This window comes from Verrucomicrobiia bacterium (assembly GCA_019634635.1).
Lineage (GTDB): Bacteria > Verrucomicrobiota > Verrucomicrobiia > Limisphaerales > UBA9464 > UBA9464.
In genome coordinates this window covers 1-13,908 of record JAHCBB010000043.1, presented here as the reverse complement: position 1 = coordinate 13,908, position 13,908 = coordinate 1, and the positions used below count along the sequence as shown (strand labels likewise).

Below are 13,908 nucleotides of genomic sequence, written 5' to 3'. Positions count from 1 at the left end.
GTGACCAAAGGATTTACGCTAGAAACGGCAGTTGAGAACAGGCTGCGCCGTAGCCGGCGATAATTGGAGCGGCTTGGCGGTGGGATGAATCGGTGTGAGGAGGCTCCGGGGCGCTGAGTCATCCGCTCGGGGCGCCGAGCAAGGCCTGCGGCCGCAGCCAAGGGGCCAAAATCCGCTCCCAGATGCGTTCCCAGCACGCTTGGGGGGTCAACGGCTCCGCAGTATGCTTCAGCCCGCTTAAGAACAGGCTCAGTCCGCTCAAGAGTCGCTGCGCCTGGGCCGCATCGCCATGGGTGCTGGTCAGCTGGATGGTCAGCTGGCGGCCGGACTCCACGACCCTCCCCACCGCACACAGCAGCAAGGGCCGGCTGCGCGCAGGCCACGAACAGGCTCCACCAGTTGTCCACCAGGGCCACGGTTCGGGCCGCCATCGGGCAGCGCAGCTGACGGTGAAAGCAGGTCTCGGCGGTTCCACGGACACTGTGACCTGGTCGGGGCCTTGATCCCCACCGTGCGTCCTTCTTCCGGGGGCCATGGGGCGGGTCGGGCATAAGGCTGGCGGGCTAGCCGAACACCCATCGGCACACGTGGACTGCCGCCAGAAGTCCGGCGGCATCGGCGATGAGCCCCGCCGCCAGGGCATGGCGGACCCGCCGGATGCCGACCGCGCCAAAATAGACGGCGATGACGTAGAACGTGGTCTCCGTGCTGCCAAAGAGGGTGCCGCCCATGCGGGCGGCAAGGCTGTCGGGACCGGCCTCCCGGATCAGATCGCCGAGGGCGGCGAGCGATCCACTGCCCGAGAGCGGTCGCATCAGGGCCAAGGGCAGCACGTCGGACGGAATGCCAAGCACGGCCAGGAAGGGGGCGGTCCATCGGCCCAGCAGTTCAAGCACGCCGGCCCCGCGCAGCATGCCAATCGCCACCAGCATGCCGACCAGATACGGGATGATGGTCACCGCGACCCCGAACCCTTCCCGTGCCCCCTCAATGAACACGTCATACACGACCACCCGTCTGAGGGCCGCGTACAGGGGAAAGAATGCAATCAAAAAGGGCACGGCGAGCACCGAGATTGCGTGGATGGCACGAGCCCCCGGCGACGTCCACGGCTCCGCACCCGGCGTGGTGATCAGCCGGTAGGCAAACCATCCGAACGCGGCGCCGAAGACACCCAGCACGAGGCACCCCGTGGCTCCAAGGGGGCGGAGGGATGCCGGGGTCTCCTTGGGGATCGGCGGAGTTATGGGTACCGGCGCCCCGCCACCTGCCGCAGGTTGCGCGACGGATGACAGCGTCTCCGGCAACCGGAACAGACGCCATCGTTCCATCCACTTCGCCGCCAGAAGTCCGGCTGCGGATGACACCGAGGTTGCGATCAGGGTCGTGCCCACGATGGCTGCGGGTTCCCTGGCGCCTGCGGCTGCAAACAGGGCGATGGCGGTCACCGGAAGCAGTTGTGGAGACCCGGTGTTGATGGCGAGAAAGGTGCACATGGCATTGGTGGCGGTGCCCGGGTGCGGGTTCAGGGTCTCCAGGTCTCGCATGGCCTTCAGGCCCAATGGCGTCGCTGCATTGGTCAGTCCGAGCATGTTGGCGGCGATGTTCAGCAGCATGGAACCCATGGCCGGATGCTCCATCGGGACGTCGGGAAACAGGCGGCGAAGCACCGGACGCAGCCCGCGGGCGAGCAGCGTGACCAAGCCCGCCCGTTCGGCGAGGCGCATCAGGCCCAGCCACAGGGACATGACGCCGATCAGTCCCAGGGACAGCGTGACGGCGGTCTCGGCGGCGCGGATGCCTGCGTCAGTGACCCCGGCCAGCCGCCCGGAGAAGCCGCCGACCAGCACGGCCGTGAGCAGCAGTCCAAGCCAGAGGACGTTCAGCACGCGGACCGGGGATTGGGGGGCTGCGGATCAGGATGGAAGCCCGTCATCGGCGAACCGCTTCACGAAGGCCGCGAATCCTTCCGCCTGGTGCCTCAGTCGCGCCACCAGTTCGGGGTCCTTAAGTCGGCCTTGTTCGTCCAGCTGCCCGCCGACGGCGGCGATGAACACCCGCTCGGGATACAGGTGGGCGTTGCGATAGCCAAACACGGCCTGAAGTTGTTCCACCGGGCGCAGGGCGCCCCACATTCCGGCGGCCACCCCGGTGAAGCATACCGGCTTCCGCTCGAAGCTTTCGGGGAACTTGAGGTGGTCAATGAAGTACTTCAGCACCCCGGGCATGCCACCGTTGTACTCAGGCGTCACCACGTGCAGTCCGGTGGCGGACACCACCGCATCGGCAAAGGGCTGGAAGCCTCGCGGTTTCGCGGCGTAGGCGGCCGGCTCGAAAAGCCCGGGTGGCAGGTCGGCGAGGTCGAGGACGCGGTGAGGGAAACCCAGTTCCGCGTACAGCGTGTCGAGATGGCTGACAATGTGCCGGGTGTTGCTTCCCGGACGATTGGTTCCCGAAATCAGCAGGATCATACACCGCGGATGCTGGGGCGGCCCCAAGGTGGTGGCAAGCCGTGGAGTGGCGGGGCCGGGGGCGTCCCGCCTCAATCCACCTGGCCGGTGATCACCAGTTGGTAGAACCGCCGTGGCGCGGTCAGCGGGTCCAGGAACAATGCGTTCTCGGCCGTGAACTTGACCGTGTGATTGGTCAACACCTGGAATGCGGCACCGGGCTCTGGAAATCCCCGCAATTCGTAGGCAAACCCGGGTTCCAATGCGTAGCGCAGTTCGAGGTCTGTCCCGGCGATGACCGGCGGCTCCAGGGACGGCTGGAACACCGCAGGCACGGTGAAGCCGATGACCAGGGCGGGACGTTGGGTCTGCGTGCCTTCCCGTGTCACCACGCGCTTTGCGGCTCCGGTGGTTGACTCCCCAAGGCTCTTGAGCATCCAGCCGTGATTGGCGCCCGGTTGATCCAGCCAGGACTGGACGTCCGCAATCAGGGCGTCGGTCGGGCCGAACGTGTAGGCCCCCGGACCGTCCCAGGCTGCGGTGGCGCCCGGGCTGGACTCAAAGTCGGTTCCCGCCGCTCCGCCGGGGCCGGCCCAATCCGCGATGCCGGACCGTCGGGATTGCCAGTTGGATTCCCCGGCCGATGCGGCGGATCCGTGGTTGGGGTTCGTCTTGGAACCTTCCGCCCAGTCCACGCGCATCCGATGCAGGGCCGCAATGTCTGCGGGCCCGGTCGAGGATTCGCGGGAGACCTGAAACCGCAGCGTGACGTTGGTGACCACGGCCCCTGCCGGCAGGCTGCCGGCCACATCAAACCGGAACAGCGCCCGCGCCACATGACCCGCCCGGGCGACCGGCCCGACGGGCACGGTCATCAATCCCCCATAGTTGTTTTGCGGATTCAGCGACAGCATGGCCGTGTCAGCATCCGGGGACAGGGTCAGAGTGTCGGCCTGAAGTCCCGCGGTCAGAAGCAGCGTCGGAACGCATCGGAACCACTGCATGCGGCAACCGTGGACCCGTCCAAGGATGGCCGCACGTCCAAATTCCGCGATGCGTGGCCCTGCCGCCCAGGTGGGATCGGACGCCGGAGGACCCGCAGACCGCGGATCGGGCTTGCCGCGGGGAGTTCCGAATTACAACCTGCCGGCATCACCATGAAATGGACGCCCCGCCTCGCCACCCTCTTGCTCACCCTGTTGCCTCTGGCTGCCGCCGACCTCAGCGGTCAACTCGGCCTGCAGACGTGGACCCTCCGGAACATGGACTTTGATCAGATGGTGGCGTTCGCGGTCCGGCACGGCATCACCAACCTCCAGGTCATCGGGAAGCACATTGACCCCGAATCGCCGCGTGAGGAGTACCTGAAGAAGAAGGAGGTGCTCGAGGCCAACGGATTGCGGGCCTACACCTTCGGCGTGGCCGGCACGTCCCTGGACAAGGAGAAGAATCGGAGGCTTTTCGAGTTCGCGAAGGACATGGGCATCTCCCTCATCATTGTGGAGCCCGGGGATTTCAAGATCCTCGACAACCTCGAAGAGTTGGCGCGCGAGTACGACATTCGTGTGGCCATCCACAATCACGGAATGCGCAGCCTTTATGGCAACCCGCTGGTGGTCCGTACGCTGCTGATGCACCGCGACCCGCGGATGGGTGTGTGCATGGACGCCGGCTGGATTACTTCCACCGGGATGCAGCCCGCCGCGGTGTTTCGCGATTACAAGGGACGGGTCTTCGATATTCATCTCAAGGACAAGAAGGTGGAGAAAACCCAGGGTGACGATGTGGCCATGGACACCCACATCGGTGAGGGGCAGGGGAACCTGATGGGTTTGCTCGAAGAGCTGCAGAAGTCCGGATGGAGCGGCATTCTCGCCATTGAGACCGATAGCAATGAATTTGCCCGGGACCCGGCCGAGTTTGTGTCGCGGGCCAAATCCTTTGTGGCCGGCGAGAATCGTTGACCGGCCGCCCGGCCTTGATTCTGCGCGGGCGGCCGCCACTTCAGGTGGCTCCGGCACTTCCGTCCGCCTGCGGCTCGACCAGCAGCTTGAGCATGTCGCCGGAAGGTGACGCGGCGAGGGCGATCGCTTCGGCGGCCTTCGCGAGGGGGAAGCGGTGCGAGATCAGCGGGCGGACATCCAACTGGCGGCCAAACACCAGTCGGGCCACGGTCCGCTGCAGTTGAACGTCTGCAGAATAGCTTCCCAGGATCCGTTGTTCGTCCACGCAGACCCGACCCAGGTCCACCGGTACGTCCGAACCCCGTACGGTGTGGCCAAAAACCAGCGTCGTGCCACCGCCCCGGACCAGGCGGTGCCCCTCGGCAAACGCCGGGTTGCTGGGGACGGTCAGGACCACCGCATCCAGGCCGCGTCCGCGCGTGATGCGAGGCACCACCCCGGCGGCCTCCTCGACTGACGCGAAGCACCGGACCGCTCCGAAGCGTCGGCCCAGGCGTGCCCGATGCGGCAGCGGATCACATCCCGTGACACCGGCGCCCGCCAGTGTCAGCAACCGGTTGAAGAGCAGTCCGATGGGTCCCTGGCCCACCACCAGCACCTCGTCACCGGGGTGGACGCCCAGCAGACGGACGCCCTTGAGCACCGTGTTGACCGGTTCCAGCATGGCCGCCTCGGCGAACGAATTTCGCCGTGGAATCCGAACGAGCCCGGGAATGCAAAAGGGGAGAACCCTGACATACTCCGAATAACCCCCACCGGCCGGTTCAAATCCGGCGGTTACTCCGGTTTTCAGATACGTGGGACACTGCGCGAACGCACGACGCTGGCAGAAGTGACAGTGTCCGCAGGGCACATGGTGGTGCATTGCCACCCGGTCGCGCTCTTGGAAACCCCGGACCCGGGCCCCGGCCCGGACAATGGTTCCCGCCATCTCGTGTCCGAATACGCGGGGGGGCGGCACGGTCCCCAGCCGGATCTTCTTGATGTCCGTGGGGCAAACCCCGCATGCCGCGACCCGGACCAGCACCTCGCCGGATGCAATCCGGGGCACCGGCAGCGATTCGACGCGCAGATCGTCCACCCCGCGATACACCAGCGCACGCATCCGGTCCGGCACCCGGTCCGGGGCGGTCCGGCGGTTCGCGTGCCGTCGCATGAGCGCTTCAATGGGAACGGGGATCCCGGGTGGCATGGATCCTTGGTGTGGGCGAGAGGACTTGAACCTCCACTCCGTGAGGAACCAGATCCTAAGTCTGGCGCGTCTGCCATTCCGCCACGCCCACGTTTGAAGGGAAACCGCAGGGAATCCGATTCCCGAACGGCCCGCAGACCCCGACGCTCAGTTCCCGGGTTCCGCGGTGGGGGCGGAGTACGGCGTCGGGCTGGCGTCGGGACCGCCATGCTTGTCGAAGGCGGAATCGTACCAGCTTGGCGGAATGGTGGGCCCACCCGAACTGCACCCGGTTGTGGCCACCGCAAGGATGGCGACGAGGCCGAGGACGATTTTGGCAAGGGGGAAGGAATTCATGGAGGGACAGGAAAATGTTGCGGGGTCAGTCCTACCGGAGCCCGGCCCGTGGGTCAACGCCGGCCCAAGCCACGGTGTTCAGGAGTGCCGAGGTATTCGTGGTAGCGCCCGGTGACGGCATCAATGTAGGCGCGCGTGGGTTAAAGTGACAGGTTCAAAGATCAAAGGTCGGCACGATGTTGGGATGATCGAGCCGGGCGCTGGCGCGGGCTTCGAGGCGAAACCGGTCGATCCGCGCGGCACCCGCCCAGTGGCCGACGAGGATCATTTTGAGCGCGACTTCGCGGTCAAGGCTGGCCTGCCGGGCGCGATAGACGACGCCCATGCCGCCGCGCGCGATCTCGGCGATGAGTTCGTAGTCGCCAATGGTTCGCCAGCGGTCGCGGAGAACCGGCCCGCCATCCTCCTCGTCGTAGCCCCGCAGACCGGACTCGAGCAGGCAAAGCTCGCACAACCCATCGACCCCGCCGGTGGACAACTTGCGGCCACAGGTTTCGCAGTGGGACTGGTCGGTTGTCGGCACGAGATTCCTCATGAGATGACAGTTTTCCGTCGGCCGGTTACAGCCACCGGTAGGGGTGGCGGCGCTTGGGTCGCCCCGTGCGCAGATGCGGCGACAGCAATCCCGCCCTGCCGCCGGCACCGCGCCCGGTCAGGCCTCCTGCCGCAGCACGTTGACGAGATGGCGCAACTCGTCCTCGACATCGCCGGCCGGCCCGACGGTGTCGGCCACTTCGCGGTGCAGCAGTTCCCGAAAGCGCTGGCGCAGGCGATGCACAGCCACCTTGACGGCGCCTGCATTCATGCCGAGCACGATGCCGGAATTCTGATAACTCGCGGCATCGCCCGGCCGGGCCAGGTAAACGCGCAGTCGGGCAAATTGATCCGCCCGCCCCGCGGCCGCCCACTCCTCCCGCAGGGCCTGCATCACGCGGGCGAGGAGCGCGTGCGCCCAGTCGCGGTCGAACAGCACCTCCGCATCCGGGCCGGCCGTGGCCGCCACCTGCAACCGCAGCTCCGCGCCGGCCAGCAACTGGTCGAGCGAAAGGATGTTCATCGCCCCGCCGCGCTTGGCGCGCTGGCTTCGGTGCCAGTTGTTGGCGAGGAAATGCCGGAGCGCGCCGAGGAGGAAGGCGCGAAACCGGCCGCGCTCGCGGACGACGGACTGAAGGGAGTTCCTGGCGAGCAGCGCGAAAAAAAATCATGCAGCAGATCCTGAGCGTCCGCCGGCGGATGACCGCACCGCCGCACAAAGCCATACAACGGCTGGCTGTACGCCCCATATAATGCGCCAAACGCCGACCGTGATTCCGCCGTCGCCGGGTCCGCCGCGGCCAGCACCACGCTCCAATGCGTGGTGGCAAACCGGCTGCCGTCGCCGGCCGATGCGCACGCGCTGGGTGCTGGCCTTCCCACACCGGCCTTTCTACCACCCATCAACCCGGCTGACGATCCATTTTTGCAGGCCCTGCAACCCGCAGCAAACGCAGGACCGACAGATTGATGCGACATCTCGAGACGCACCATCGGGCGTCATGCATCAAGCCAATGTGTCCTATAGCCGCAATCATCCGGGCGAATTGCTCGCCCGCGTTCGCGAGGGCGGGACGATTCTGATCGTGGATCGTCAACAGCCGGCGGCCCGTCCCGAGGCTGTCGGGGAGCACTCCGGTCAGGGCTGGCCCTGGCAGGAAGACCTGGTGCGTCGCGGATTGATCCGGCTCGCCCGCCATCGCTTGGACATGGAAGCGATGGACGACCTGCCCTGGCCGCAACGCCGGCGCGGCGGCGACATCGTGGCCTCGCTCCGGGCGGAGCGGGAGGAAGGTCGGTGAAGTTCCGGGATGCCTCCGCCATCGTGCCGCTGCTGGTCCGCCAGGCGCGAAGTCGCGACCCGCAGGAGATTCTCGGCGCCGACGCAACCCTGGTCTGCGGGTGGGGCACGCCTGTTGATTGCCGCTCCGCCCTCATGCGGTTGAGTCGCTGATATGGAGACACAAACCCGTACCGGACCACGCGCCCGCGACGAGATTCAGGACCGGGAGCATGCTTATCGAAACTGACATGTAATCGTCGTTCTCCTGTTCGGCTCAGAACTGAGCGACAGCCGCCCCGCCGTGATGACGCCTGTGACTCTCGACCACCGGAGCGCTTCGCCGAAGCCCCCGACTCTCGAACGGCGAAGCGGGGCGGCTGTTCGCTCCAGTGCCTTGTTGCTGCTCGGACCGCATCGTGTCCACCGGCTCGACCGGCTCCACCCCCACGAGCCCTCCGGCCTCCCGTGCCGCCCGAAAGACGTGGCCCATGCACGGCGGCAGGAATTGGGTTTCAAAGCCTCGCGGGGCGAGAATCTTGGTGGTTCGCATCCCCAAATCCGCCGATGCCCCGCCTTCCCGCAATCGGTTCCACTGCCCTTTGCTTCCGGACGTTCGAATCCCCGGAAGCCGGGCATGAAAACCTACCGGTCCCGCAACCCCCGCAAATCCCCGGTGTGGCAGTGCGTCCAGCGCCACCACGACACCTTCGTGGACCGTTATCCCGACGCCTATGAACCCCGCCTGGGCCCCCTGCGCCCCGTCGTCTCTGAGGTCTTCGGGAAGTTCCTTCAATGCGGCATTCTTGAGCGCGGCTTCGCCCGCGTCCGCTGCGACCACTGCGCCCTCGAATACCTCGTCGCCTTTTCCTGCAAGGGACGCTGGTTCTGCCCCTCCTGCCATCAACGCAAGGTCCTGCAGACCGCCGCCCATCTGGTGGATCACCTCCTGCTGCCCGTCCCCCACCGACACGTCGTCCTCGCCCTGCCCAAACTGCTGCGACCCCTCTTCCGCCGGGATCGCAACCTCCTCCGGCGCCTCTGTACCGTCGCTCAGCAAACGCTGACCCAACTCCTGCGCACCGCCCTCGGATTGCCTCGCGGGCGCCCCGCCTTCCTCCTCACCCTCCACACCTTCGGCGAGTACCTCGACTTCCACCCCCACATCCATGCTCTGATGGCCGATGGCCTCCTGGATTCTGAGGGCCAGTGGTACCCCGCTCCCGAGATCCCACACGGCATTCTGGAGTCCGTCTTTCGGGACCGGATCTTCACCGAACTCCTCCGGTTGCGTCGAATCTCCCCGCAACTGGTCGAGCGCATGCGCGGCTGGAAGCACACCGGATTCAACGTGGACGCCACCCGGAGCGTGCCCCCGGAAAATCGCGCCGAACGGGAGGCACTGTGCCAGTACATCCTGCGCAACCCCTTCTCCGCGGCCAAGATCACCCTGGAACAACCCGGGGACGTGGTGATCTACCGCTCGCGGCTCAATCCCAAGATCCACCGAAACTTCGAGGTCTTCGCCGCGGAGGACTTCCTGGCGGCGCTCTCGCAGCACATCCCCGACCGGGGTGCCCAGATGATCCGGTACTACGGGCTGTATTCGAACAAGAGCTGCGGCTGCCGGAGCCGCGCCAATCCAGCCGCGAAGGTGGCTTGGCCCAAGGGCTCCCCGCCACCGCCGGCCAAGCTGCCCGCCCGCAAGTGGCGGGACCTCATCCGGCAGGCGTGGCATACCGATCCCCTCCAATGCCCCGAATGCGGCAAGGCGATGCGCTTCATCGCCCTGATCGAAGAGCCCGTCGCCATCGAGAAAATCCTCCGCCATCTCAATCTCTGGTGTGGACCCGCCACCTTTGCTCCGGCCCGGTCCCCACCTCCACCGAGAGGGAGGGACGAGGAATCCGAGTCCCCATCGTCCGCCCCCTCCGGCGACGATCCCGCGCCTCTCCACGACGGCGAATTTCTGATCGAAACCTCCCCGATGCCGGACTACGAGAACGTCCTTACCGACTGAAGCCTGCTCAGCCGATGGACGCCGGTCTGCGAGCGACACGCTGGAATCGGGTGGTGTACTGGGATCCCCGCCCCCTCTGGCGACCTTCGACAGCCACCCGACCCGCTCCCGTCTCGGAAAATCTTAGCCGCGGGCGAAAATTGGCAGTTGACACCGCTCGAAGCGCGAGGTGGAGTGATCCTAAGTTCGGGGCAGTGGAACCAAATCTCCCTCTCCCGGCGAAGCGTCAAAACCAAACTCCTATCAGTTTAAATTGTGGGATTAAAGAACTGACTAACCTTAATTTTAAATGGTCAGCAGCTCCTACTATATATTATGTTGATTTATCAAAGGGGTCTCATTATTCTAGCTCAATTATATCGCTTTCTAAGTACGTAGGTGATAACAAACCAAAGTGGGAATTTAATGAAAGATCGATGCAAATTACGGCAGATTTAGCAAAGATACAGGATAGAACTGGGTTTAAAGATTATAGTCACTTTGCTAATGTTAGACAAAAAGATAGTGAGTTCTATATATTTGATACTGAAAAAAACAGCTTTGAACACGCCAAGTATCCTGCGATTCCGAAATATACAGGTAACATTTCAATGTATGGGGTAATTTCATTTTCACCTTTAGTTGACGTCTTAGGCGATGAAGGTATAATATCGCTTATAAATCAATACTTTTGAATAATTTGTATAATGCACAGAGATCGTTTCAAATAAAAAGATAGAAAGATTACAAACCTGCTTCTTATTACAACCCGTTATGCTAATTAGTCGACTTTTTGGGAAGACCCAATCTCCCGGCGAAGCGTCAAAACCAAACTCCTATCAGTAGCAAGGGCTACGAGGTCTTTTATCAGGAGTTTCACGGCGGCCACGACTACGCCATCTGGCGGGGCACCCTCGCGGATGGACTGATTCTGTTGCAGTGACACCCCGAGAGACGAACGCATGAACCTTCCATCCGCCGCCACGCTCACCTTCCTGGTGCTGACCTTGCTCACCGGCTGCACCTCAAGCGGTCCCGCATCGTCCAGCAGGGAACCGCGGCCACGTCGTCAGTACGACGTGGCCGAGTTCATGAACACCACCCGCCTCTACGGGGTGTCCTTCTTCGCCGACGGGAAGCGCCTGCTGGGCTCCTCGGACGAAAGCGGGGTCTTCAATGCCTTCGCGTTCAGTGTCACCGACGGCTCTCGGACCCAGCTCACTTTCTCCGTTCAGGATCCGGTTCGGGTGGTTTCCCCCTTCCCTGCCGACGATCGATTCCTTTTTCTTCGGGATTCGGGAGGTGATGAGAACCACCACCTCTATGTCTGCGAGACCGACGGATCGGAGCGGGATCTCACGCCGATTCCAGGTGTGAAAGCGGTCTTTGCGGGGTGGCGCCGGGACGGTGAGGCGTTCTTCGTCCGTTTGAACGAGAGAAACCGACAGTTCCACGATCTGTATGAATTCAGCGCCCGGGAATACGGGCGGCGAATGATCTTCAAGGACGAGGTCGGGTATGGATTTGGACCCATCTCGGAAGACGGCGAGTGGCTATCGATGATCACCATCCGCTCCTACTCCGAAGCAGGCATGCATCTGCTGCATTTGCCGACTGGCGAAATGCGGCACCTCTCGGAAACACCCGAGACAACAGGGTATCCACAGTGTTTCGATCCAGCGGGAAAATGGCTCTATTACGTGAGCCACGGTGGATCGGATTTCCTGAGGGCGCGTCGGTATCATCTCCGGTCGGGCCGCCATGAAGACGTGGAAAAGGCCTCCTGGGACGTGCAGTGGGTTCAGTTTTTACCGGGAGGAAGGTATCGCTGTTCGGGGATCAACGAGGACGGTCGGACGGTGGTCCGCATGGTGGAGACCGCGACCGGACGCACCGTCCATTGGCCAAAACTGCCGGCGGGCGAGATGAACAACATCGCTTTCTCCCGGAGCGAGGACCGGATGGCTTTCCTTCTCGATGGCGCCCGTTCGCCGAGCGATCTGTGGCAGATCGACCTGGCCACGAATACGGCGAAGGCGTTGAGCCGAAACCTGAGTCCTTCGGTGGATCCCGACGACCTGGTGGAGGTCGAGGTGGTCCGGTTCAAGGCCTCCGACGGACTGGTTATTCCGAATATGCTTTGGCGGCCGCACCAGGCATCGCCGAAGAAGCGCGCCCCTGCAGTGGTGCTGCTCAACGGAGGTCCCGGTGGACAGTGGCGTCAGGGCTATTTCTCGCTGTCTCAATTCCTCGCCAACCACGGGTACGTGGTGCTGGGGGTGAACATCCGGGGAAGCAGCGGGTACGGCCGAGCCTTCAACAGGGCCGATGACCGCCGCCATGCCGAGGAACCCCTTCGAGACGTCGTGGAGGCAAAGGCTTGGCTGATCCGCCAGCCCTACGTGGACACTGGCCGGGTTGCGGTGGTAGGCGGGAGCTACGGAGGGTACATGACGCTGGCCGCGCTGACGTTCCATCCCGAGGTCTTTGATGCCGGAGTGGACGTGTTCGGTCCCTCCAACTGGATCCGCACCCTGGAGAGCATGCCACCCTATTGGGAGGCGGTCCGTGAGGCGGCGTATCATGAGATGGGGCATCCGGAAAAGGATCGTGAGCGGCTCAAGGCCATGTCTCCTCTCTTCCACGCAAGCCGCATCAGGAAACCACTCCTGGTCATTCAAGGAGCCAATGATCCCCGTGTCGTCAGGGCAGAGTCCGATGAGATCGTGGAAGCAGTCCGGAAGAATGGGGTGACGGTCGAGTACTTGGTATTCCCCGACGAAGGACACGGCTTTTCGAAGCGCGTCAATGAGGTGGCCGCCTGGCAAAGAATTCTCAAGTTCCTCGACCGCGAACTGCACCTCGAACCCTAAACCACCTTGAACAGCACTCCGGTTCCATCGCGGGCAACTCCCGCGTTAATAGCCAATTTCATCAACGATCGAGGCCTTTCATGCGTCATGGCGGCATGGTGGCTAGCCACGGGACTTCCGTCCGTCGCTGAGAACTCTTGGGAGGATCCTTGGCGATTGGATCCCCGAATCCGACCCGTCGCCCAGTCGATCCACCTGGGCTTGAATCCGGCCTCCAACACCTACACAGGCTTCACCCGCGTCGAACTGGAGTTTGTCGTTCCGACGAATCGCTTTCGATTCCACGCGCGTTCCATGGACTTGGGACCCGCCTCGCTCAACGGAGGGAACCTCACGCTGACAGTGTCAACCAATCCGGCAGGTTGGGTGACGGCGCAGGCCGACAGCCTGATTCCGACCGGCGTTCACACGTTTGAGTGCTCGTTCACCAACAACTTCAACCGGGATGGCGCCGGGCTGTACAAGACGATCAGCGGGGGGAAGAACTATCTGGTTACGCAGTTCGAACCCATGGACGCGCGTCAGGCGTTCCCTTGCTGGGATGAACCTGGTTTCAAGATTCCCTGGCGAATCACCGTCACCGCGCCCGAGGGACTCGTGGTCGTGGGGAACATGCCGATAGCCAACACGGTGTCCCGGGATGGAACCACCACCCATGAGTTCGGGCGCACACCGCCAATGCCCTCCTACCTCGTGGCCCTCGCGGTCGGGCCATTCGAGACCGTGGACATCCCGGGGCAATCCGTACCTGGACGCCTCGTGACGCCCTCGGGACAGGCACGACTGGCGGAGATGGCCCGCGGGTATGCGCCCCCCCTCCTGGCCGCCCTGGAGCGGTACTTCGGCATCCCGCATCCCTATCCCAAGCTCGATCATCTCGCCGTGCCTGCGTTCGCCTCCGGCGCCATGGAGAACGTGGGAGCGATCACCTACCGTGAAGGACTGCTTCTCTTGGACGAGAAGCACGCGGCGATTGAACAGCGGCGACTCCTGGTCCTCATCGTCACCCATGAGATGGCACACCAGTGGTTCGGGAACCTGGTGACCATGAGGTGGTGGGAGGATCTCTGGCTGAATGAAGCGTTCGCCAGCTGGGCGGCCTTCAAGATCGGGCGACAGTTGTATCCCGACCTTCGCTTCGACCTCATGGAATACGAGTCCGGGGCGTCCGCCCGCGCCGTGGATAGCCAGCCCTCCGTGAAGGCGATTCTCCCGGCGAAGCGTCAAAACCAAACTCCTATCAGTAACTTGGGAGGCGTCCCCGAACTGTTGTCCTGTCCC

The 13,908-nt window shown here is 63.8% G+C and carries 13 protein-coding genes and 1 tRNA gene; 6 read left to right on the top strand and 8 right to left on the bottom strand.

Annotation, left to right across the window (positions count from 1 at the left end; translation table 11 throughout):
* Positions 1 to 563: 563 nt before the first annotated feature.
* From KF791_19070 to KF791_19060, 3 genes are all read right to left on the bottom strand, one after another.
* Entirely contained in the window at positions 564 to 1,889 is a 1,326-nt protein-coding gene (locus KF791_19070) for a spore maturation protein (GenBank protein MBX3734683.1), read from the bottom strand.
* A 27-nt stretch (positions 1,890 to 1,916) separates the two neighbouring features.
* On the bottom strand, positions 1,917 to 2,471 hold the full coding sequence (locus KF791_19065) for an NAD(P)H-dependent oxidoreductase (protein ID MBX3734682.1): 555 nt from the start codon (positions 2,469 to 2,471) through the stop codon (positions 1,917 to 1,919).
* 71 nt (positions 2,472 to 2,542) lie between these two features.
* Positions 2,543 to 3,454, bottom strand: a complete 912-nt coding sequence (locus tag KF791_19060; GenBank protein MBX3734681.1) for a DNRLRE domain-containing protein — start codon at positions 3,452 to 3,454, stop codon at positions 2,543 to 2,545.
* A gap of 153 nt (positions 3,455 to 3,607) precedes the next feature.
* Between KF791_19060 and KF791_19055 the strand changes: the two genes are divergently transcribed.
* Entirely contained in the window at positions 3,608 to 4,414 is an 807-nt protein-coding gene (locus KF791_19055) for a sugar phosphate isomerase/epimerase (GenBank protein ID MBX3734680.1), read from the top strand.
* A 40-nt stretch (positions 4,415 to 4,454) separates the two neighbouring features.
* Here KF791_19055 and KF791_19050 read toward each other — a convergent pair whose 3' ends face one another.
* The 5 genes from KF791_19050 to KF791_19030 all read right to left on the bottom strand — a co-directional run bounded on the left by KF791_19050 (position 4,455) and on the right by KF791_19030 (position 6,999).
* The gene (locus KF791_19050; GenBank protein ID MBX3734679.1) at positions 4,455 to 5,570 is read right to left on the bottom strand and encodes an alcohol dehydrogenase catalytic domain-containing protein; all 1,116 of its coding nucleotides are present in this window, start codon (positions 5,568 to 5,570) and stop codon (positions 4,455 to 4,457) included.
* A gap of 43 nt (positions 5,571 to 5,613) precedes the next feature.
* Positions 5,614 to 5,697: transfer RNA gene (locus KF791_19045), tRNA-Leu, on the bottom strand.
* Positions 5,698 to 5,753: 56 nt separating this feature from the next.
* A complete protein-coding gene (locus KF791_19040; GenBank protein ID MBX3734678.1) occupies positions 5,754 to 5,942 on the bottom strand; it encodes a hypothetical protein in 189 nt (62 codons plus the stop codon).
* Positions 5,943 to 6,096: 154 nt separating this feature from the next.
* Positions 6,097 to 6,477, bottom strand: coding sequence for a hypothetical protein (locus tag KF791_19035; GenBank protein ID MBX3734677.1), 381 nt, complete (start codon positions 6,475 to 6,477; stop codon positions 6,097 to 6,099).
* Between the two features lie 117 nt (positions 6,478 to 6,594).
* Positions 6,595 to 6,999 carry a hypothetical protein gene (locus tag KF791_19030; protein MBX3734676.1) on the bottom strand — a complete coding sequence of 135 codons (405 nt, stop codon included), beginning with the start codon at positions 6,997 to 6,999 and terminating at the stop codon, positions 6,595 to 6,597.
* Between the two features lie 478 nt (positions 7,000 to 7,477).
* Between KF791_19030 and KF791_19025 the strand changes: the two genes are divergently transcribed.
* The 5 genes from KF791_19025 to KF791_19005 form a co-directional block, all read left to right on the top strand.
* Entirely contained in the window at positions 7,478 to 7,777 is a 300-nt protein-coding gene (locus KF791_19025) for a hypothetical protein (GenBank protein ID MBX3734675.1), read from the top strand.
* A 615-nt stretch (positions 7,778 to 8,392) separates the two neighbouring features.
* A complete protein-coding gene (locus KF791_19020; GenBank protein ID MBX3734674.1) occupies positions 8,393 to 9,775 on the top strand; it encodes a transposase in 1,383 nt (460 codons plus the stop codon).
* A 194-nt stretch (positions 9,776 to 9,969) separates the two neighbouring features.
* Entirely contained in the window at positions 9,970 to 10,449 is a 480-nt protein-coding gene (locus tag KF791_19015) for a hypothetical protein (protein ID MBX3734673.1), read from the top strand.
* Positions 10,450 to 10,845: 396 nt separating this feature from the next.
* Positions 10,846 to 12,627, top strand: coding sequence for a S9 family peptidase (locus KF791_19010; protein MBX3734672.1), 1,782 nt, complete (start codon positions 10,846 to 10,848; stop codon positions 12,625 to 12,627).
* Positions 12,628 to 12,828: 201 nt separating this feature from the next.
* Positions 12,829 to 13,908 (top strand): M1 family peptidase (locus KF791_19005; GenBank protein ID MBX3734671.1); only part of this gene is annotated, 1,080 nt, incomplete at its 3' end.